This is a genomic window from Micromonospora sp. NPDC005087 (assembly GCF_042872965.1).
Lineage (GTDB): Bacteria > Actinomycetota > Actinomycetes > Mycobacteriales > Micromonosporaceae > Micromonospora.
The window spans coordinates 68,078-85,954 of the sequence record NZ_JBIALB010000005.1 but is presented as its reverse complement, the minus strand read 5'-3'; the positions used below and the strand labels follow the sequence as shown (position 1 = coordinate 85,954).

17 protein-coding genes and 1 pseudogene are annotated in these 17,877 nt (G+C 71.8%); 12 read left to right on the top strand and 6 right to left on the bottom strand.

Features of this window, described 5'->3' with window-relative positions; translation table 11 throughout:
- Positions 1–82: 82 nt before the first annotated feature.
- Together ACFYPS_RS14215 and ACFYPS_RS14210 are read right to left on the bottom strand one after the other, a co-directional pair.
- Positions 83–646, bottom strand: coding sequence for a YbjQ family protein (locus ACFYPS_RS14215; protein ID WP_354966496.1), 564 nt, complete (start codon positions 644–646; stop codon positions 83–85).
- 24 nt (positions 647–670) lie between these two features.
- Positions 671–1,353 (bottom strand): annotated as a pseudogene (locus tag ACFYPS_RS14210) (S1 family peptidase).
- 354 nt (positions 1,354–1,707) lie between these two features.
- On the opposite strand from ACFYPS_RS14210, the gene purS reads away from it, so the two are divergent.
- The 4 genes from purS (at position 1,708) to ACFYPS_RS14190 (ending at position 6,235) form a co-directional block, all read left to right on the top strand.
- Complete coding sequence (gene purS, locus ACFYPS_RS14205) at positions 1,708–1,971, top strand: phosphoribosylformylglycinamidine synthase subunit PurS (protein ID WP_030332194.1); 264 nt, start codon at positions 1,708–1,710, stop codon at positions 1,969–1,971.
- Positions 1,968–2,651 (top strand): phosphoribosylformylglycinamidine synthase subunit PurQ, encoded by a 684-nt coding sequence (gene purQ / locus ACFYPS_RS14200; protein ID WP_354966497.1) that lies wholly within the window; start codon positions 1,968–1,970, stop codon positions 2,649–2,651. The genes purS and purQ overlap by 4 nt, the downstream gene beginning before the upstream one ends.
- Positions 2,652–2,757: 106 nt before the next feature.
- A complete protein-coding gene (gene purL / locus ACFYPS_RS14195; RefSeq protein WP_354966498.1) occupies positions 2,758–5,475 on the top strand; it encodes a phosphoribosylformylglycinamidine synthase subunit PurL in 2,718 nt (905 codons plus the stop codon).
- A gap of 4 nt (positions 5,476–5,479) precedes the next feature.
- Entirely contained in the window at positions 5,480–6,235 is a 756-nt protein-coding gene (locus ACFYPS_RS14190) for a 2-phosphosulfolactate phosphatase (RefSeq protein WP_354966576.1), read from the top strand.
- Between the two features lie 125 nt (positions 6,236–6,360).
- On the opposite strand, the gene ACFYPS_RS14185 is transcribed toward ACFYPS_RS14190, so the two are convergent.
- A complete protein-coding gene (locus ACFYPS_RS14185) occupies positions 6,361–8,418 on the bottom strand; it encodes a hypothetical protein (RefSeq protein WP_354966499.1) in 2,058 nt (685 codons plus the stop codon).
- Between the two features lie 160 nt (positions 8,419–8,578).
- On the opposite strand from ACFYPS_RS14185, the gene ACFYPS_RS14180 reads away from it, so the two are divergent.
- The 5 genes from ACFYPS_RS14180 to amcA all read left to right on the top strand — a co-directional run bounded on the left by ACFYPS_RS14180 (position 8,579) and on the right by amcA (position 13,295).
- The gene (locus ACFYPS_RS14180) at positions 8,579–8,932 is read left to right on the top strand and encodes a sterol carrier family protein (protein ID WP_354966500.1); all 354 of its coding nucleotides are present in this window, start codon (positions 8,579–8,581) and stop codon (positions 8,930–8,932) included.
- Between the two features lie 167 nt (positions 8,933–9,099).
- The gene (purF, locus tag ACFYPS_RS14175; RefSeq protein ID WP_354966501.1) at positions 9,100–10,638 is read left to right on the top strand and encodes an amidophosphoribosyltransferase; all 1,539 of its coding nucleotides are present in this window, start codon (positions 9,100–9,102) and stop codon (positions 10,636–10,638) included.
- 62 nt (positions 10,639–10,700) lie between these two features.
- Positions 10,701–11,855 carry a phosphoribosylformylglycinamidine cyclo-ligase gene (gene purM, locus ACFYPS_RS14170; RefSeq protein ID WP_354966502.1) on the top strand — a complete coding sequence of 385 codons (1,155 nt, stop codon included), beginning with the start codon at positions 10,701–10,703 and terminating at the stop codon, positions 11,853–11,855.
- Positions 11,856–11,986: 131 nt separating this feature from the next.
- Positions 11,987–13,090 carry a cyclophane-forming radical SAM peptide maturase AmcB gene (gene amcB, locus ACFYPS_RS14165; RefSeq protein ID WP_354966577.1) on the top strand — a complete coding sequence of 368 codons (1,104 nt, stop codon included), beginning with the start codon at positions 11,987–11,989 and terminating at the stop codon, positions 13,088–13,090.
- Positions 13,059–13,295 carry a multiple cyclophane-containing RiPP AmcA gene (amcA, locus tag ACFYPS_RS14160; protein WP_354966503.1) on the top strand — a complete coding sequence of 79 codons (237 nt, stop codon included), beginning with the start codon at positions 13,059–13,061 and terminating at the stop codon, positions 13,293–13,295. The genes amcB and amcA overlap by 32 nt, the downstream gene beginning before the upstream one ends.
- Before the next feature lie 143 nt (positions 13,296–13,438).
- Here the strand turns inward: amcA and ACFYPS_RS14155 are convergent, their stop codons facing one another.
- Together ACFYPS_RS14155 and ACFYPS_RS14150 are read right to left on the bottom strand one after the other, a co-directional pair.
- The gene (locus ACFYPS_RS14155; RefSeq protein WP_074315844.1) at positions 13,439–13,654 is read right to left on the bottom strand and encodes a DUF3073 domain-containing protein; all 216 of its coding nucleotides are present in this window, start codon (positions 13,652–13,654) and stop codon (positions 13,439–13,441) included.
- Positions 13,655–13,952: 298 nt separating this feature from the next.
- Positions 13,953–15,035 (bottom strand): Glu/Leu/Phe/Val dehydrogenase dimerization domain-containing protein, encoded by a 1,083-nt coding sequence (locus tag ACFYPS_RS14150; RefSeq protein WP_354966504.1) that lies wholly within the window; start codon positions 15,033–15,035, stop codon positions 13,953–13,955.
- A 193-nt stretch (positions 15,036–15,228) separates the two neighbouring features.
- Here ACFYPS_RS14150 and ACFYPS_RS14145 point away from each other — a divergent pair, with 193 nt between their 5' ends.
- Positions 15,229–16,068 (top strand): hypothetical protein, encoded by an 840-nt coding sequence (locus tag ACFYPS_RS14145; protein ID WP_354966505.1) that lies wholly within the window; start codon positions 15,229–15,231, stop codon positions 16,066–16,068.
- A gap of 250 nt (positions 16,069–16,318) precedes the next feature.
- Positions 16,319–16,528 carry a BldC family transcriptional regulator gene (locus ACFYPS_RS14140; RefSeq protein ID WP_007073996.1) on the top strand — a complete coding sequence of 70 codons (210 nt, stop codon included), beginning with the start codon at positions 16,319–16,321 and terminating at the stop codon, positions 16,526–16,528.
- A gap of 70 nt (positions 16,529–16,598) precedes the next feature.
- Here ACFYPS_RS14140 and ACFYPS_RS14135 read toward each other — a convergent pair whose 3' ends face one another.
- Positions 16,599–16,988: a PPOX class F420-dependent oxidoreductase gene (locus tag ACFYPS_RS14135; protein WP_354966506.1), complete on the bottom strand. Its 390-nt coding sequence runs from the start codon at positions 16,986–16,988 to the stop codon at positions 16,599–16,601.
- A gap of 53 nt (positions 16,989–17,041) precedes the next feature.
- On the opposite strand from ACFYPS_RS14135, the gene ACFYPS_RS14130 reads away from it, so the two are divergent.
- Complete coding sequence (locus tag ACFYPS_RS14130; protein WP_354966507.1) at positions 17,042–17,821, top strand: class I SAM-dependent methyltransferase; 780 nt, start codon at positions 17,042–17,044, stop codon at positions 17,819–17,821.
- The last annotated feature ends 56 nt before the right edge of the window (positions 17,822–17,877 follow it).

Here is a 17,877-nt window from a genome sequence, read left to right as displayed (position 1 = left end):
TTGATCATGAAGTTATTGCCCCGACACGCCGAGGCGAAGGGCACTAACTTCATGATTACCGGGCTGGGCCGGGGCGGTTGGGTCAATCGCCGGTGGGGGTTTCGGGCGCGGTGCGGAGGTTGGGGGCGCTGGCTGGTTCGGCGATGCCGCCCGGTGCCTCCACGACTGCTGGCTGCTGCGCGGTCTCCGCAGCGATGGCGGGCTGGTCGGCGGGCATGACGTCCGGCATGACGGGTGCGACGATCACCGCAGTGCCGTACGCGCAGATCTCCATCCACATCTCGCCGCAGTCCCGGCTGTCGAACCGCATGCCGATCACCGCGTTGGCGCCGAGCCGCAGGGCCTCCTCGCCGAGCCGGGCCACCGAGTCGGTGCGCCAGCGGGTCAGGTTGTCCGGGGCCATCGGGTCGTACGCGCCGCCGCGCAGGTTCTTGACCCCCTCGCGGTACGGGTTGCGCGTCCTGGCCATCGATGACACCACCTCACCGAGAATCTGGCGGATCTCGTAGCCGGGCAGTTGCTCCGTCGTCACGACCAGCACGATTCCGATGCTGTCAGGAGCGGCGTGACCCGATCGTGCGCATTGTTCACCTGATCGGATGCTGCAAAACGACGCGGCGCGGACGGCCGGCGCAGGGCCTGCCATCCACGCCGCGTGGGGCGCTAACCGTCAGACACCGGCCACCGAGGTGATCCAGGCCCGGTTGTACGCGACACTGCCGTAGTTCTGGATGCTGGAGCCGTCGGCCGTCGAGGCCACCCCGACCTGCTGGCGTTGTAGAACTGCGGGCCGCCCGAGTCGCCCCGCCAGGCGTTGCCGTTGATCCTGCTGCTGCGGATCGCCTGGCCGCCGTACGCGTCGGTGGCGCTGTTGCTGGTCACCCGGACGGTGGCGGTCTTGAGCTGGCTGGACGCCGAGCAACCGCTGTAGCAGGTCATGCCCCAGCCGTAGATCGAGTTGGTCGAGTTGATCGGCGGGTTGCTGCTGGCCAGGCTCACCGCCGAGGTGCTGACCGCGCTGGAGAGGCGCATGAGGGCCAGGTCGTTGCGGGTGTAGGTGGCGCTGACGGTACGGGTGACCCCGCCCGAGGAGCGGTAGACGCTGCCGACCCGGACCGACATGGTGCCGCTGATGCAGTGCCGGGCGGTGAGCACCCACTGCGGGGCGATGACGCTGCCGGAGGAGGTGAACGAGCCGTTGCTCATCACGGCGGCGGCCCAGGGGGCGGACGAGACGGTGCCGCCGCCGATGATGGGTTGCGGGCCGGCCGGGGCGGCGGTCGCGCCGGACGCGGCGCCGAGGACGCCGGCGAGCGCGATGCCGAGCAGGGCGAGCAGGGGACGGATGCGCATCGGGTGGACTCCTTGGGCGGGGCGGACCCCGGGGTCGCCGGGTGCGGGAGGGCGACAGCGGGGGTCCCCGCCGTCGCTGACATCGAACGATGTCGATACAGTAGAGCCCCCGGCGACTGTTTTCAAGAATTCGATCGAGGTTAACCAATGTAACGGTTCGGCCACCCTCAGCGCCGTATATGCCCTGGTGAGGCCGCGTGTCCCGCGTGGCGGCCCGTCCCGGCCGCCGGTTGTGCCGAGCACTGCCTGAACTGCAGCCGGCCGGTGCGGCCGCGGCGGTATCTGCCAGGTACGCTGGCTGCGCTCGCCCGTTGTGGGTCGGCACCCAACTGCGTACACAGTCAGGAGTGCCCAGTGCCTCGCGTCGTCGTCGACGTCATGCTCAAGCCCGAGATCCTCGATCCGCAGGGCCAGGCCGTCGCAAACGCGCTGCCCCGGCTCGGCGTCAGCGACGTCGCCTCGGTTCGGATCGGCAGGCGGATCGAGATCGAGTTCACCGGTGAACCGGACCTGGACCGAGCTCGGGAGATCGCCGACAAACTGCTCGCCAACCCGGTCATCGAGGACTTCACCGTCCGCCTGGTCGAGGCCGACGAGACCGCGGACGCCCGCTCGTGACCGCCCGGGTCGGTGTGGTCACCTTCCCCGGCTCGCTCGACGACGGGGACGCGGCCCGAGCCGTCCGGATCGCCGGGGCCGAGCCGGTCCGGCTCTGGCACGGTGACCCGGACCTGCACGGGGTGGACGCGGTCGTGCTGCCCGGCGGCTTCTCCTACGGCGACTACCTGCGCTGCGGCGCCATCGCCCGGTTCGCTCCGGTGATGGAGACGATCGTGGACGCCGCCCAGGGCGGTCTGCCGGTGCTCGGCATCTGCAACGGCTTCCAGATCCTCTGCGAGGCGCACCTGCTGCCCGGGGCGCTCACCCGCAACCAGCACCTGCACTTCCGCAACCGGGACCAGATCCTGCGCATCGAGTCGGCCGGCACCGCGTGGACCAACGCGTTCCAGCCCGGCCAGGAGGTGCTCGTCCCGGTGAAGAACGGCGAGGGCTGCTACGTCGCCGACACCGCCACGCTGGATCAGCTCGAGGCCGAGGGTCGGTTGGTCGCCCGCTACGTCGGCGGCAACCCGAACGGGTCGCAGCGTGACATCGCCGCGATCACCAACGCCGCCGGCAACGTGGTCGGCATCATGCCGCACCCCGAGCACGCGGTGGAGGCGCTCACCGGCCCCTCGCTGGACGGCCTCGGCTTCTTCACCTCGGTCCTCAAGCACCTGGTGGGGGCGCCGGCGTGAGCGCGAGGAGTGAACCGCGAACGAAGTGTGGGGCGGTGACCGGCGGCACGATCATCGGTCAGCTCAACCGCCGGTCGGGCGGGCACGAGCGCAGCGAGGAGAGGTCATGACCACCCATCCGGACCCGGTACGGGACACACCGGAGGCGTACTCCGCCCCGGCGCAGCCGACCGAGCCGAGCCCGGCGCAGCCCGCCGCCCCGGCGACCGCTCCCGCCCAGCCGGCCGCCGTCGACTGGACCGAGGGCGTGGACACCGTGCCGCGCGCCGGTGGCACCCCGGGAGAGCTCCAGCCGTACACCGAGCTGGGGCTCCGTGACGACGAGTACGACCGCATCCGGCAGATCCTCGGCCGTCGGCCCACCCAGTCCGAGCTGGCGATGTACTCGATCATGTGGAGCGAGCACTGCTCCTACAAGTCGAGCAAGGTGCACCTGCGCCAATTCGGTGAGAAGGCCCCGCACAGCGACCGGCTGCTCGCCGGCATCGGCGAGAACGCCGGCGTGGTGCAGGTCTCCGACGAGCTGGCGGTGACCTTCAAGGTCGAGTCGCACAACCACCCGAGCTTCGTCGAGCCGTACCAGGGTGCGGCGACCGGTGTCGGCGGCATCGTCCGGGACATCCTCGCCATGGGCGCCCGCCCGGTCGCGGTGATGGACCCGCTGCGCTTCGGCGCCGCGGACCACCCGGACACCGCCCGGGTCCTCACCGGCGTGGTCGCCGGCGTGGGCGGCTACGGCAACTGCCTCGGCCTGCCCAACATCGGTGGCGAGCTGGTCTTCGACCCCTCCTACCAGGGCAACCCGTTGCTCAACGCCCTCTGCCTGGGTGTGCTGCCGGTCGACCGGTTGCAGAACAAGGCCGCCGCCGGCCCCGGCAACGTGGTCGTGCTGATGGGCGCCAAGACCGGCCGGGACGGCATCGGCGGTGTTTCGGTGCTGGCCAGCGCCACCTTCGACGAGGGCAGCGAGCAGCGCCGCCCCGCCGTGCAGGTCGGCGACCCGTTCACCGAGAAGCTGCTGATCGAGGCCTGCCTGGAGCTGTACGACGGCCAGTTGGTGGTCGGCATCCAGGACCTCGGCGGCGCCGGGCTGACCTGCGCGCTAACCGAGACCGCCGCCGCGGCCGGCACCGGCATGCGGGTCTGGCTGGAGCGCGTGCCGCTGCGTGAGCCGTCGATGGACCCGCACGAGATCCTGGCCAGCGAGTCCCAGGAGCGCATGCTGTTGGTCGTCGAGCCGGACAAGCTCGACGCGGTGCTCAAGACTGCCGAGAAGTGGGGCGTGCTGGCCACCGCCATCGGCGAGGTCACCGCGCCGGAGCCGGACGGCAGCCCGGGTCGGTTGCTGATCACCTGGCAGGACCACCTGGTGGTCGACGTGCCGCCGGGCTCGCTGGTCGACGACGGTCCGGTCTACGCGCGGCCGATGCGTGAGCCGGCCGACCTGATCCTGCTCCAGGCCGACCGGGCCGAGACGCTTCCCCGCCCGGCCGACCCGGAGGCGCTGCGGGAGACCGTGCTGCGCATGATCGCGTCGCCCAACCTGGCCGACAAGACCTGGGTCACCGAGCAGTACGACCGCTACGTGCTGGGCAACACCGTGCTCGCCCAGCCGGAGGACGGCGGCGTGATCCGGATCGACGAGCGGACCGGGCTCGGCGTGGCGCTGTCCGTGGACGGCAACGGCCGGTACGCCCGGCTCGACCCGTACAACGGCACCAAGCTGGCGCTGGCCGAGGCGTACCGGAACGTGGCGGTGACCGGCGCGAAGCCGATCGCCGTGACCAACTGCCTCAACTTCGGCTCCCCGGAGGACCCGGGCGTGATGTGGCAGTTCGCCGAGGCTGTACGCGGTCTGGCGGACGGCTGCCTGGAGCTGGGCATCCCGGTCACCGGCGGCAACGTCAGCTTCTACAACCAGACCGGCGCGGCGGCCATCCACCCGACCCCGGTGGTCGGCGTGCTGGGCGTGCTGGACAACGTCGCCGACCGGGTCCCGATGGGCTTCGTCCCGCGCGCCGGTGGCGACCACGACCAGCTCTACCTGCTCGGTGAGACCAACGTGGAGCTCTCCGGCTCGGAGTGGGCCTGGGTGACGCACGAGCACCTCGGCGGCATCCCGCCACAGGTCGACCTGGCCCGCGAGAAGGCGCTGGCCGACCTGCTGGCCGAGGCCGCCCGGGTGGGCCACCTCACCTCGGCGCACGACCTCTCCGACGGTGGCCTCGCCCAGAGCCTGGTCGAGGCCTGCCTGCGCCGCGGCGTCGGCGCTCGGATCGCGGTGCCGGAGCACTTCGCCGGCGGCTCGATGCCGTTCGTGTACCTGTTCAGCGAGTCGGCCGCACGGGCGCTGGTGTCGGTGCCGCGCGGCCACGACAAGGCGTTCGCGGCGCTCTGCGCCGAGCGCTGGGTGCCGTTCGAGCTGATCGGCGTCACCGACCCGGCCGGCGGCGCGCTGGAGGTGCACGGCCAGTTCCGGATCGGGCTGGACGAGCTGCGCGCCGCGCACACCGAGACGTTGCCGCGCCTCTTCGGCGGCGCCGCCGCCGTCGAGGTGCCCGCACCGGCTGCTGGCGTGGCGGGGGCGGTCGAGGCCGTGCCGCTGCCGGTCGCGCAGGCCGAGCTGGTTGCTGCCGAGCCCGTTGATGTGGCGGCGGTGGTCTCCGAGCCGATCGCGTCGGCCGGCCCGGTTCCGCAGGCCGGTGCCGTCGAGCCGGTCGCCGAGGCTGCCGAGAGCCCGGTCGAGCACACCGAGCCCGCCGGGCCCGGTGAGTCGTCCGAGGCTGACTCCGGTGTCACCGAGCCGTCGCCTGACGAGCGCTGAGGCGTTGGCGGCCGCCGTCTACGGCCAACCCGGCTCCGGTGCCCGGTTCGACTGGGGGCTGACCGGGGCGGCGGAGCTGGGTCGGGTCTGCGCCGCGCTGGTGGTGGTGGACGTGCTCTCGTTCACCACCTCGGTGGAGGTGGCGGTCGGCCGGGGCATGCGGGTGCACCCGTTCCCGTGGGGTGAGCAGGCCGCCGAGTACGCGCTGCGGGTCGGCGCGGTGGCCGCGGTGGGCCGTCGGCGGGTGACAGCGGAGCATCCGTGGTCGCTCTCGCCCGCCGCGCTGAGCACCGCGCCGGTGGTGGCGGATTTGGTGCTGCCCTCGCCGAACGGCTCCGCGATCAGCGCCGCCGCCAGCGCCACCGGGCTGCCGGTGGTCGCGGCGTGCCTGCGCAACGCCGGGGCCGTCGGGCGTTGGCTGCGCCGCCAGGGGTACGGCACGACGGACGCCCCGATCGGCGTGATCGCGTCGGGGGAGCGGTGGCCGGACGGTTCGCTGCGCCCGTCGGTGGAGGACCAGCTCGGCGCGGCCAGCGTGCTCGACGGCCTCTCCGGCGTGCCGGGTGGGCTCTCCGTGGAGGCGGCCATGGCGCTCGCCGCCCTGGCGAGCACTCCGGACGTGCCCGCCGCGGTGAGAGGTAGCGTCTCGGGCCGGGAGCTGACCGAGGGTGGCTTCGCCGAGGACGTCGACGTCGCCGTCCAGGTCGGCGTGTCGGACGTCGTTCCGGTGCTCCGCCAGGGCGTGTTCTCCGCCGCCTGACCGCCGGGCGTCGGCCTGCCGTTACACCCCGACCTCACTGTCCACGAGTGAACCTTCCGACAGCGAAACGGCCGCCCGGATCTCCGGGCGGCCGTTTCGCTGTGCCGTAGGCAGTGCGTGCCGGGTCAGTCGTCCAGCCAGTCGAGGCGTCGACCCCCCCGCTCAGTCGGCGGCGGGCTGTCCGCCGGCCGAGCCCGGCCGGACTGCTGACCGTAGCCGCCCTGGTCGTAGCCGCGGTCGTCGTAGCCGCCGCCGCGCTGGGCCGGGGGCTCCTGGCCGTAGCCGCCCTGGTCGTACCCGCCAGCGGCCTGTTGGCCGTAGCCGCTCTGGTCGTAGCCGCGGTCGTCGTAGCCGCCGCCGCGCTGGGCCGGGGGCTCCTGGCCGTAGCCGCCCTGGTCGTACCCGCCAGCGGGCTGCTGACCGTAGCCACCCTGGTCGTACCCGCCGGCCTGCTGGCCGTAGCCACCGGTCGGCTCTGCCGCCCGACCGCCGTACGGGGCGGGGTCGGACTGGCCGTACCCCTGGCCCTGCTCCGGCTGGTAGACGCCGGTGGCGTACGGGTCGGCCGGAGCCGGGTACTGCGTGCTGTCGCCGGTGTACCGGCCGGTCGGCTCGTCGAAACGCTCGCCGTAGCCCGCACCGCCAGCGGGAGCCGGCGGATAGCCGGCCGCACCGGCCGGGGCCGTGTAGTCGCGGCTCCCGTAGCCGCCGTCGGAGGACGGCGTGCCGCCGTAGCCGCCGCCGGAGGACGGTGCGCCGCCATAGCCCGCACCGGAGCCGGGCGCGCCGTAGCCGTCGCCAGCCGCGCCAGCGCCGTAGCCGTCGCCAGCTGCGCCCGCACCGTAGCCGTCACCGGCTGCGCCGTAGCCACCCTCGGGGGTTGCCGCCGTGCCGTAGCCGCCACCCGAGGCGGAGGCGTTGCCGTAGCCGCCCGCGCCGTACCCGCCGGGTGCCGGCTCGTCGCCGTAGCCGGTGCCGCCCCAGCTCTGCTGGCCCGCCGCGCCGTACGGCTGCGCCGGCGCGCCGTACGGGTCCGGTGGGACGTCGTCGACCACCGGGCGGTGCATCATCGTCGGCGCCTCGCTCAGCCCCGCACCGCCGACCATCGTCGGGTCCGGTGCGCCGAGCGGGCGGTTGACCACCCGCGTCTGGTCGTCGGCCCCGCGGAACCCGCCCCGGGCCGCCGGCACGGCGCCGGCACCGGCAGGGTCGTCGTCCTCGTCGCCGTTCTCCTTGCGCTTCATCCAGAGCAGCACGATCGTGCCGACACCAGCGGCGACGAGCAGACCGCCGAGCAGGATGATCAGGTACGAGCTGAGGCCGCCGCCGTCCTCCTCGTTGGAGGCGTTCGCCGGGGCGCCCGCGCTGGCCTCCTCGGTGGCCTCCTCCTCGGTGCCCTCCTCGACCGGCTCCTCGGTGGGGGTGGCCTCGGCGCTGGCGGACGGGGTGGGGCTCGGGGTCACCTCGACCTTGAGGGCCAGGCTGACCCGCTGGCCGGTGACGGACTGCCCGGCGCCCGCGTTGATGGTCTTCCGGCCGAGGACGTTGTCGAAGCTGGCGCCCAGCTCGAGTCTGCCGGGCGCGATCGGGTTGCCGGTGGTGCCGGTGAAGCGGAAGTTACCGCTGCCGTCGCTGGTGGTGTCGTGGCGCTTGCCCGCGCTGTCCAGGAGCATCACCACGGCGTTCGGCACGGCGTCGCCGTTGGCCTGCACGATCACCTTGCCGGAGACCGACTTCACGGTCTGCGCCTGCGGCGGTGGTGGCGCGGCCTTGCCCTTGACGGTCAGCGAGAAGGTCTTGGTGTCCGGGCCGGAGTCGGCCTCGACGGCCACCGTGACGGTGGCGGTCGCGTCGCCCGCGTTGTCGTTGGCCGCGATCCTGACCAGCACCGACTTCGCTTGGGGATTGCCAAGGCCGGGGAAATCGACGTCGCCGCACCCGCTGGCGCAGCTGACGCCCGACGGTAGCCCGGAGAGGCTGATCTTCGCGTTACGGTCGCTGTCATCGGGAGTGACGCGCACGGTGATCGTGGCGTCGCTGCCGGCGCTCACGGTGACCGACCCAGGTGATACGTCGACACTTGCGGCCAGGGCTGGTGTGGCGGGGACGGCGAGCAGAGCGCCGGCAACCAGCGCTACGACCACACCGGCCCGCTGCTTCCAGGCACGTCGGTGTGTTGACACGTCCACCGCCTTCCGGACTGACTTCCCTTGACCGGCGGGGCGCCGGGCCGGGGATTATCACGGTACGAATACGCCGTCGGCAACTATGCCTTGTCTGACTGGATCGGCGCGACCCAGGGCCAACGTCGGGCACTCTGCCCGCGGGTCGTATCGTCCCGTCGTGTCCTCTCCGTACAGAAAGTCCGCCGCCGTTGCGGCGGTATTGTCGGCGCTCGACGAGGGGCGTACGCCCGAAAGGCCGGTAGTCCGGGAGGCGGTCCGGTCGTTGTTGGCCGGCCTCGCGGAGCGCGCCCCCGGCCGATCGGTGGAGGTGCGCGTCCCACCATACGGTGCGATCCAGTGCGTTCCTGGCCCTCGACACACCAGGGGAAACCCGCCAAACGTGGTCGAGATGGCCCCGGACACCTGGCTGGCGCTGGCCACCGGGCGAATTGGTTGGGTCGAGGCGGTCACCGAGGGTCGCATCCAGGTGAGCGGAGTCCGGGCGGACCTCTCGGCATATCTGCCCCTCTAGCTGCCCGGATGTCCAGCTCTCCGTGACGCTCGGCAGGGAAATCGTGACTTTCTGTATTGACGGCGATTCGCGTACACTGTCAGGCGACGACAGTGGTCCCGGCAGAGGAGTGTGGATCCACCCGTGATCCCCGCCAAGCCGGTCCAGACCAGCATGAGGGAGCGGTAGTGCCCCGAGGCGACGGCCGGCTGAGCCACGACCTTGACCCCCAACGACCCGGCCCCCAGGATGCCTGCGGCGTCTTCGGCGTCTGGGCCCCCGGTGAAGAGGTCGCCAACCTGACCTACTTCGGTCTCTACGCGCTGCAGCACCGCGGCCAGGAGGCGGCGGGCATCGCGGTGAGCGACGGCTCCGGCGTGGTGGTCTACAAGGACCTCGGCCTGGTGGCCCAGGTCTTCGACGAGCCCACCCTGGCCAGCCTGCGCGGCCACCTGGCGATCGGGCACGCCCGCTACTCCACGACCGGCGCCTCGAACTGGGAAAACGCCCAGCCGACGATCCGGTCGACGAGTTCCGGCACGACCATCGCCCTGGCCCACAACGGCAACCTGGTCAACACCACCGAGCTTGAGAAGGAGGTCGCCGAGCGCGGCCTCGTCGCGGACGGCTCGACGAACGACACCTCGCTGGTGACCATGCTGCTGGCCAGCCGTCCGGACCTGTCGGTCGAGGCGGCCGCGCTGGAGGTGCTGCCGCAGCTGCGGGGCGCGTTCAGCTTCGTCTTCATGGACGAGACGACGCTCTACGCGGCCCGCGACCCGCACGGCGTACGCCCGCTGGTGCTCGGCCGGTTGGAGCGCGGCTGGGTGGTGGCCAGCGAGACCGCCGCGCTGGACATCGTCGGCGCCAGCGTGGTGCGCGAGGTCGAGCCGGGCGAGCTGATCGCGATCGACGAGGACGGGCTGCGCTCGACCCGGTTCGCGTCGCCGGAGCCGAAGGGCTGCCTCTTCGAGTACGTCTACATCGCCCGCCCGGACGCCACGATCGCCGGGCGCAACGTGCACGCGGCGCGGGTGCAGATCGGCCGGCAGTTGGCCAAGGAGCACCCGGTCGAGGCCGACCTGGTGATCCCGGTGCCCGAGTCCGGCACCCCGGCCGCGATCGGCTACGCCGAGGCGTCCGGCATCACCTACGGCGCCGGCCTGATGAAGAACCCGTACGTGGGGCGCACCTTCATCCAGCCGTCGCAGACCCTGCGCCAGCTCGGCATCCGGCTGAAGCTCAACCCGCTGCGGGAGAACGTCCGGGGCAAGCGGCTGGTGGTCGTCGACGACTCGATCGTCCGCGGCAACACGCAGCGGGCCATCGTGCGGATGCTGCGCGAGGCGGGGGCGCTGGAGGTGCACGTCCGGATCTCCTCCCCGCCGGTCAGCTGGCCGTGCTTCTACGGCATCGACTTCGCCACCCGGGCGGAGCTGCTGGCCAACGGGTTGGACAACGACGGCATCCGGCGGTCCATCGGTGCCGACACGCTGGGTTACGTTTCGCTTCCTGGCCTGATCGCCGCGACCGAGCAGCCGAAGACCCGGCTGTGTCGGGCGTGTTTCGATGGGGAGTACCCGATCGAGCTGCCGGCTGGCAACCTGATCGGCAAGCACGTGCTCGAAGGGGTGGGCCGACGGGTCGCCAACTCGGCACCGGAGGCCCCGCACACCGACGGCCCGCTCGTCGCCACTCCAGGTGGCGTGACCGCAAACCGCCCGTAGCACCAAACTGGCGCGGCCCGGCCACCGCCGGCGCGGCACCGAGAACCACAAAGGGGAGAACCGTGACGCACGTGTCCGAGCGCAGCGGCGCAGGAAGCAGCCCGACCGGCGCCGGCGGCGACCGCCAGCTCTGGACGGCCGGCGCCAGCCGTCAGGCGCGCAAACGCTCGGTCTCGTACGCCGACGCCGGTGTCTCCATCGACGCGGGCGACCGCGCGGTGGAACTGCTCAAGTCGAAGGTGCGCCAGACCCGTCGCCCCGAGGTACTGGGCGACCTCGGCGGCTTCGCGGGCCTGTTCCGTCTGGACACGACGAAGTACAAGAACCCGATCCTGGCCTCCTCCACGGACGGTGTGGGCACCAAGCTGGTGATCGCCCAACAGATGGACATCCACGACACGGTCGGCATCGACCTGGTCGCGATGGTCGTCGACGACCTGGTGGCCTGCGGTGCCGAGCCGCTCTTCCTGCTCGACTACATCGCCACCGGCGAGGTTGTCCCGGACAAGGTCGCCGAGATCGGCGCGGGCATCGCCGACGGCTGCCGGTACGCCGGCTGCGCGCTGCTGGGCGGGGAGACCGCGGAGCACCCGGGTGTGCTCCGCCCGGACGAGTACGACATCTCGGCGACCGGCGTCGGCGTGGTCGAGGAGAGCGACATCCTCAGCCCGGATCGGGTCGAGGTGGGTGACGTGGTGATCGCCATGCGCTCCTCCGGCCTGCACTCCAACGGCTACTCGCTGGTCCGTCACGTGCTGCTCGGCGCGGCCCGGATGCGGCTGGACATCGTGATCGACGACTTCGGCCGGCAGCGGACCCTGGGTGAGGAGCTGCTCACCCCGACCAAGATCTACGCCAAGGACTGCCTCAAGCTGATCGCCGAGGCCGAGGTGCGGGCGCTGGCCCACGTCACCGGTGGTGGCATCCCCGGCAACCTGGTCCGGGTGCTGCCGGAGCACGTCGACGCGGTGGTCAACCGGTCCACCTGGAAGCCGCAGCCGGTCTTCGACCTGATCCAGTCGAAGGGCCGGATCGACGACCCGGAGATGGAGTCGACCTTCAACATGGGTGTCGGCATGTTCGCGATCGTCTCGGCCGAGGACGCCGACCGGGCGCTGGCCACGCTGACCGGCCGTGGGGTCGAGGCGTGGCAGGCCGGCGAGATCATCGAGGGCACCGGCAAGGTGCAGATGGTTGGCCAGCACACCCGCGGCTGATCACGCTCTGGTGATCGTACGGGCACCTGATCAGGGCTTCACCCGAGTGGCCAACGCCGCCTAGCCTGAAGGGCACCCCTCAGGCTAGGTGGAGGAGGGCGATGGCTGCTCGGGGACGGTCGTTCAGCGGGATGCGTGGCCTGGCCACGGTCCCGTCGTACGTCGTCATGCAGCCCACCACCCTCTGCAACCTCGACTGCGCGTACTGCTACCTGCCCTTCCGGGCCGCCGACCGGCGGATGCCGGTGTCGGTGGCCGAGGCGGTGGCGGCGGTGGTCAACCCGTGGGCGGCGGCCGGCCGCTTCTCCGTGGTCTGGCACGGCGGAGAGCCGCTGGCGGCCGGCCGGGAATGGTTGGGCGACCTGATCGCGCCGTTCGGGCCAGAGGTCGAGCACCACGTGCAGACCAACGCCACGCTGATCGACGATGACTGGTGCGCCTTCTTCGCGGAGCATGACGTGCGGGTGAGCGTGAGCGTTGACGGGCCCCGGGAGCGCAACGGCGACCGGGTCAACCGGGGTGGTCAGCCCGCGTACGACCGGATTCTGCGCGGGGTGGACGCGTTGCGCCGACACGGCCTGCCCTTCTCCGCGCTGGCCGTGGTGTCCCGGCCGGAGCCGGGGCTCGCCGCCGAGCTGTACGACTACTTCCTCGGCCTGGGCTGTGACGTGCTGGGCATCAACATCGAGGAGACCGAGGGGGTCAACACCCGGGACAACCGCCACGACCGGGCGGCGGTGACCGCGTTCTGGGCGGAGCTGGTGGCGGTCTGGCGCCGGGAGCCGCGGATCCACCTGCGCGAGATCGAGTGGTCACTGCGCTACGCGGCGGCGGTGCTCGATGACTCGGCGGACGCGGTGCTGCCCCGCCGGTTGGACCCGATCCCGACCATCGGGCACGACGGTTCGGTGACCGTGCTCTCCCCGGAACTCGCCGGCTTCACCGACCCCCGCTACGGCGACTTCAGCAGCGGTAACGTGCTGACCACCCCGCTGGCCGAGATTCTCACCGGCGCCGGGGCGACCCCGTGGGTGGGCGAGTTCCTGGCCGGGGTGGAGGCGTGTCGGGCCTCCTGCTCGTACTTCGGGTTCTGCGGCGGCGGTCATGCCGCCAACCGCTACTTCGAGTTGGGGCGGTTCGACGGCACGGAGACCGAGCACTGCCGCAACAGCAAGATCCGCCTATTGGAGGGAGTGTTGGAGCATGCCCGAGACCACCAGTCACCGGCGCCCTGAGCGCGGAGCGGATGACGCTCCGGACGGCGTCGCCGAGCGGGTGCGGGACGCGGCCCCAGGGCTCGTCGCGCTCCTGCAGGAGGCCGAGGACGCGCGACGGCTGCGGGCGGAGGTGCCGGGCGGAGGCGGCACCAGCGCCGTCTGCGCCTGGAACCACTTCGAGAACATCCCGACCTTCTACAACTGGAACAACCGCCCGCGCTGACGGTGACCGCGATCAGGGGCCTGTCGGCCGGCCGGAGTGGTCTCCGGCCAGGACAGGCCCCTGATCGTCGGCACCGGTGTCGCTCCCGACGGGCACATGCGTGAGCACGCGGGGGTCACCGCGTGCTCAGCTACGTCGAGAGGTCAGCGGGTCGGACGGATCCAGGGATCCGGGTCGTCGTCCGCGTGATCCTCATCATCGTCGTCGACGAACTCTTTAGAGTCGTCGTCGAAGTGGTGCTCAGACTTACCAGCACCCGCCAGTTCACGCTGCAAGGCGGTGAGGTCGGTGTTCGGGGAGTGGTACTTCAACTCCCGGGCCACCTTCGTCTGCTTGGCCTTAGCACGGCCGCGCCCCATGGCTCGACCCCCTCGCACAGAATGCGGGGCAGCCCGAAGGCGGGCCCCGATGACGTCAGGCATCTCTCGTGGCTCTTACGGTACATGGGGATGCCATCGTTCGGCACCTCGGGTTACCGTCAGCCGGCTCTGCGAGTCGCGGCGAACCGGCCGTCACCCAGTGTACCTGGTAAGGAGCGGAGCGGAGAGCACCCGTGACACCGGACAAACACCCTGAAGTTGACCCGACCCCAGCCTACCGATCGCGGACCGGCGCGGGGCCCGGAGGCGGATCCGGTCGGTCCGCCTCCGGGAACGCTCAGCGCAGGTGGATCGTGCGCAGCCGGCCGACCTCGGCCATCCGCCGCTCCGCCAGCCGGTCCGCGGCCACCGCCGGCGGCACGCCCTCGGCATCGGCCAGGTGCAGGATCTGACGGGTGGTGTCGTAGATCCGGGTGGCGCGCAGCTTCGCCCGGTCGAAGTTGAAGCCCTCGATCTCGTCCGCCACCTGGATCACGCCGCCAGCGTTGACCACGTAGTCCGGCGCGTACAGGATGCCCCGGTCGGCGAGCAGCTTCTCGATGCCCGGGTGGGCGAGCTGGTTGTTCGCGGCCCCGGTGACAACCTTGGCCCGCAGCGCCGGCACGGTCTCGTCGTTCAGCGCGCCACCCAGCGCGCACGGGGCGTAGACGTCGATGTCGGCGGCGACCAGCGCGGCGGCGTCGTCCACCAGGGTGATCTGCGGGTGGTTGGTGCGTGCCCACTCCAGCGCCTTGGGGTTGACGTCGGTGGCCACCACCTCGGCGCCGTCCTCCAGCAGGTGCCCGGTCAGGTACTTGCCGACCTTGCCCAGGCCGGCCACGCCCACCCGGCGGCCGTGCAGGCTCGGGGTGCCCCACACGTGCTCGGCGGCGGCCCGCATGCCCTGGAAGACGCCCCAGGCGGTCAGGATCGAGGAGTCGCCCGCACCGCCGTGCTCCACGCTGCGGCCGGTCACGTAGCTGGTCTCCCGGGCCACGATGTCCATGTCCGCCACGTACGTGCCGACGTCGCAGGCGGTGTAGTAGCGGCCGGCCAGCGACTCCACGAAGCGGCCGTAGGCGCGCAGCAGCGCCTCGCTCTTGATCTGCTCGGGGTCGCCCCAGATGACCGCCTTGCCGCCGCCCAGGTCAAGCCCGGCGAGAGCGTTCTTGTACGCCATCCCGCGGGACAGGTCGAGCACGTCGGCGAGCGCCGCGTCCTCGTTGGCGTACGGGTAGAAGCGGGTGCCGCCCAGCGCCGGCCCCAGCGCGGTGGAGTAGATCCCGATGATCGCCTTCAGGCCGCTCTGCTTGTCCTGGCAGAACACGATCTGTTCGTGACCGGTCGATACCGGGTCGTCGGTGCTCGCGAATACGCCCATGGCTTGCTCCTGGAGTGGTGTGCGCCCTTGTGGGACGCGGACCTGGTGGACCCCGGCGGGGATGCTGCCGGTGTGGTCGAGCCTAGTATCGGCCGCCGTGGCGTCGCCCGACGCGCCGCCGCCGTCTCACGTTGCGGCGCGCGTGGTCCGGCCGCTGACCGCGTAGGGGTGCGGTTCGTGGGAGGATCGCGCCGTGCCGTCGCTCTTCGCTTCTTACCTGCGCGTGTACGAACCGCTGACCGCCTTCGACCGGGACCGCCAGAGTTACTGGCGTCGCTACGTCTCCGAGGGGCGGGCGGTGGCCCCGGTGGAGGGCCCCGGCCGGCAGCGGACGGCGGTGATCGAGGCACTGGGTGCGGGCTGGACGCGGTTGCCGGACCCGCCGGACGAGGCGTACGTCCTGGAGACGGACGACAGCCTGCTGGTCTGCCCATGGAACCTGCGGATCCGGGTCGCCGAGGCGGCGCTCAGCGCCCGGGACGGGGTGCCCTCGGTGCTCGCCGACGCCTTCGTGCCGCAGGTGCTGGCCGGGCAGGCCAGAGCGGTCGTGGACGACTGGCGCAGCGGCGCCCGGGTGCTGGAGCACGGGGTGCCCCGGGTGCACGAGCAGATCGCCACCTGGGGCGTGCCGCTGCGCTGGTTCGTGCTCTTCGACCCTGCGGAGCGGGACCTGGTCACCCAGCCGGGCCGCCGCGCGCTGCGCTACCGCACCGAGATATCCAAGGCCCGCCGCCGTTCGTCGCGGGCGCTCTCGGTGCTGCGCAAGTCGGTGGGCGAGGCGCCGATCACGGAGGCGGTGGAGGAGGCGGCCCGCTGGCTGGAGGAGTTCCACCCGCGCTCGGTGGTGGAGCTGGACTACGGCGGTCTGGTCGACCTGCTCTCCGATGAGACGCTGGCCGCGGACGATTCCCCTGAGCTGGTCGCCGGCGGTCTCGCCGGGTTGTCCCGTGGTGAGGCCGACGAGGCGTCCGCCGCGTACGACAAGCTGGTGGCACGGTGGCGCGCGGTGCAGCTGCTGGAGCGGTGCAACTGAGGCAAATCACCCGCACAGCGCTCCCAAGGCGAGGTGCGCTCGTAGTTGACGCATCACGAACCGTGATCATGAGTCCGAATAAGGTACTTTCTTCCGTGTAAAAGTCGTAAAAATCGGGCATGGTTCATCCGTCCGTCTAGGGACCTTCATCCGTTCGGCCCATGTCGGACATCGGGGACTAGCCGGACCATGGGAGACGCGTCGGCCGGCGGGACCCCGGCCGATGTCTATACATGTGGAGGAGTGACCGATGGCATCGCGAACGCACGAACCAGAGCCGCTACTCACGCCGGCCGAGGTGGCGTCGATGTTCCGTGTCGACCCGAAGACGGTGACCCGGTGGGCCAAGGCTGGCAAGCTCAGCGCCATCCGCACGCTGGGTGGTCACCGTCGATACCGCGAGTCGGAGGTCAGGGCGCTGTTGCAGGGCCAGATCCCGCAGCAGCGGCAGGGCGACTGAGCCGGCAGTAGTTTTCCGGGAAAGGGGCGGTGGATCGCGATCCACCGCCCCTTTCCATGCCCGGCCGGCCTCAGCCCTTTTCCTCGGCCAGCGTCACCCGGATGCCGACCGTGCCACCCTCACCCCGGCGCAGCCGGCTGCCGAGCAGGCTCAGTCGACCGATCAGCCGGTACTTGTGCTTGAGCAGGTCGCGTATCCGGCCGGTGTCGCCGCCGTCGCAGATCGTCGCGTGGGCGGTCACCTCCGCCCCGTGCGGCCGACCCCGCACGTCGCACGGCGCCACGGTCACGTCGCCGTTGCGGCGGATCCGCTTGACCTTGCCGGAGTCGGCCCGGGTCCAGACCGCCAATGTCTCGCCGTCACGGACCGACCAGACGGGCGTCGGCACCGCCCGACCGTCCTTGCGGAAGGTCGTGAGCAGGATGTACTTCTCAACCGACAGCCGGTCCAGCATGGTCACGCCGCCAGGATACGGCCGCTGCGGGCCGCTGAGTGGCCGGATAGCGTGACGTCATGACGGGGGAGCCTAAAGTCGGTGACGTGATCGGCGAACTGTTGCGGGACACGCTCGCCGTGGCCACCGGGGTGGGCCCCCGACCGCTGGTCGGCGGGCGGCTGCCCCGGCCGGTCATCGAGATCATCGAGCGGGACGACGGGTTGATCAACGGTGCGCCGGCCGCGCACTACCTGGACGGGCCAGCGGACTGGCAGCCGTACGACCACCGGGCGGTGGACCGGGTCCGGGGCGAGACGCTGGACATCGGCACCGGTGCCGGCCGGATCGCGCTGCTGCTGCAGGAGCGCGGCGTACCGGTCACCGGGCTGGACACCTCGGCGGGTGCGCTGACGGTGAGCCGGCGCCGCGGGGTCCAACGGCTGGTGCACGGCACCGTGGACACGCACGTCGCCGACGGCCAGCGGTACGACACGTTCCTGCTCCTCGGCAACAACCTGGGGCTGTTCGAGGGGCGGGAGCGGGCACCGCAGTTCCTGGCCGCTCTCGCCGCGCTGGCCCGGCCGGGGGCGCAGATCATCGCGCACGGCACCGACCCGTACGGCACCCGCGACCCGCTGCACACCGGCTACCACGAGCGCAACCGCCGCCGGGGCAGGCTCGGCGGCCAGCTCCGGCTCCGCCTGCGCTACCGGGAGCTGGGCACCGAGTGGTTCGACTACCTGGTCTGCTCGGCCGACGAGTTCGCCGAGCTGGTGCGGGGCAGCGCCTGGCGGCTGACCGATGTGGACGACCGGGACGCCCCGTACTACCTGGCCACCCTGCGCCTCGCCAACTGACCGCCCGGCACGCCCGCCCAGTGTTAGGAAGGGCCCCTTGTTATCGCCAGGCGATA

Coding starts and splice junctions, on each gene's coding strand:
- ACFYPS_RS14215 (WP_354966496.1), bottom strand. CDS start 646: ATGGCAGGCCCTGCGCCGGCCGTCCGCGCCGCGTCGTTTTGCAGCATC.
- purL (WP_354966498.1), top strand. CDS start 2,758: ATGACCACCCATCCGGACCCGGTACGGGACACACCGGAGGCGTACTCC.
- amcB (WP_354966577.1), top strand. CDS start 11,987: ATGCGTGGCCTGGCCACGGTCCCGTCGTACGTCGTCATGCAGCCCACC.
- amcA (WP_354966503.1), top strand. CDS start 13,059: ATGCCCGAGACCACCAGTCACCGGCGCCCTGAGCGCGGAGCGGATGAC.
- ACFYPS_RS14155 (WP_074315844.1), bottom strand. CDS start 13,654: ATGGGGCGCGGCCGTGCTAAGGCCAAGCAGACGAAGGTGGCCCGGGAG.
- ACFYPS_RS14150 (WP_354966504.1), bottom strand. CDS start 15,035: ATGGGCGTATTCGCGAGCACCGACGACCCGGTATCGACCGGTCACGAA.
- ACFYPS_RS14140 (WP_007073996.1), top strand. CDS start 16,319: ATGGCATCGCGAACGCACGAACCAGAGCCGCTACTCACGCCGGCCGAG.
- ACFYPS_RS14130 (WP_354966507.1), top strand. CDS start 17,042: ATGACGGGGGAGCCTAAAGTCGGTGACGTGATCGGCGAACTGTTGCGG.